This is a genomic window from Acidiphilium sp. JA12-A1, from assembly GCF_000724705.2.
GTDB lineage: Bacteria > Pseudomonadota > Alphaproteobacteria > Acetobacterales > Acetobacteraceae > Acidiphilium > Acidiphilium multivorum.
The window spans coordinates 1-1,330 of sequence record NZ_JFHO01000197.1; the positions used below are offsets into that span (position 1 = coordinate 1).

Sequence of the window (1,330 nt, forward strand, 5' to 3'; positions counted from 1 at the left end):
TCCTGACAGGCGGCAMCGAAACCCTCGCCGGAACCAGCACCTATGCCGGCAATACCACCATCACGGCGGGCACGCTGGCCCTGGCCGGCGCCAGCTCCATCGCCAGCTCTTCCAGCCTCATCGATAACGGCAGGTTCGATATCTCCGGCGCATCGGGCAATGAAACCATTGCCGCCCTGACCGGCTCCGGCGCCGGCGCCGTCGCCCTCGGCGCCAACAACCTGATCATCAGCAACGGCAGCGGCACCTTCGCCGGCACCATCGCAGGCACCGGCGGGCTTCAACTTGCCGGCGGCACGACAACCCTCGCCGGAACCAGCACCTATGCCGGCAATACCAGCATCACGGCGGGCACGCTGGCCCTGGCCGGCGCCAGCTCCATCGCCAGCTCTTCCAGCGTCATCGATAACGGCAGGTTCGACATCTCCGGCGCATCGGGCAATGAAACCATTGCCGCCCTGACCGGCTCCGGCGCCGGCGCCGTCGCCCTTGGCGCCAACAACCTGATCATCAGCAACGGCAGCGGCACCTTCGCCGGCACCATCGCAGGCGCCGGCGGGCTTCAACTTGCCGGCGGCACGACAACCCTCGCCGGAACCAGCACCTATGCCGGCAATACCACCATCACGGCGGGCACGCTGGCCCTGGCCGGCGCCAGCTCCATCGCCAGCTCTTCCAGCGTCATCGATAACGGCAGGTTCGATATCTCCGGCGCATCGGGCAATGAGACCATTGCCGCCCTGACCGGCTCCGGCGCCGGCGCCGTCGCCCTCGGCGCCAACAACCTGATCATCAGCAACGGCAGCGGCACCTTCGCCGGCACCATCGCAGGCGCCGGCGGGCTTCAACTTGCCGGCGGCACGACAACCCTCGCCGGAACCAGCACCTATGCCGGCAATACCACCATCACGGCGGGCACGCTGGCCCTGGCCGGCGCCAGCTCCATCGCCAGCTCGTTCCAGCGTCATCGATAACGGCAGGTTCGATATCTCCGGCGCATCGGGCAACTGAGACCATTGCCGCCCTGACCGGCTCCGGCGCCGGCACCGTCGCCCTCGGCGCCAACAACCTGATCATCAGCAACGGCAGCGGCACCTTCGCCGGCACCATCGCAGGCACCGGCGGGCTTCAACTTGCCGGCGGCACGACCACCCTCGCCGGAACCAGCACCTACGCCGGCAATACCAGCATCACGGGCGGTACCCTGCTGGTGTCGAATGACTCGGCCCTCGGCGCAGCAGGCGGCAATCTCTTGCTGAGTAGCGGCGGCACGCTCGGTGCCATGTCGCCGTTCGGCACGGCGCGCCTGATCGATGTCGCCAACACCGGT

2 protein-coding genes are annotated in these 1,330 nt (G+C 68.2%); both read left to right on the plus strand.

The window, feature by feature from the left end; translation table 11 throughout:
• Positions 1-974, plus strand: a 974-nt coding sequence (locus RT91_RS19250) for an autotransporter-associated beta strand repeat-containing protein (RefSeq protein WP_240314371.1), incomplete at its 5' end; no start/stop codon positions are given.
• A 134-nt stretch (positions 975-1,108) separates the two neighbouring features.
• Positions 1,109-1,330: hypothetical protein (locus RT91_RS22695; protein ID WP_240314372.1), on the plus strand; the 222-nt coding region annotated here is incomplete at its 3' end.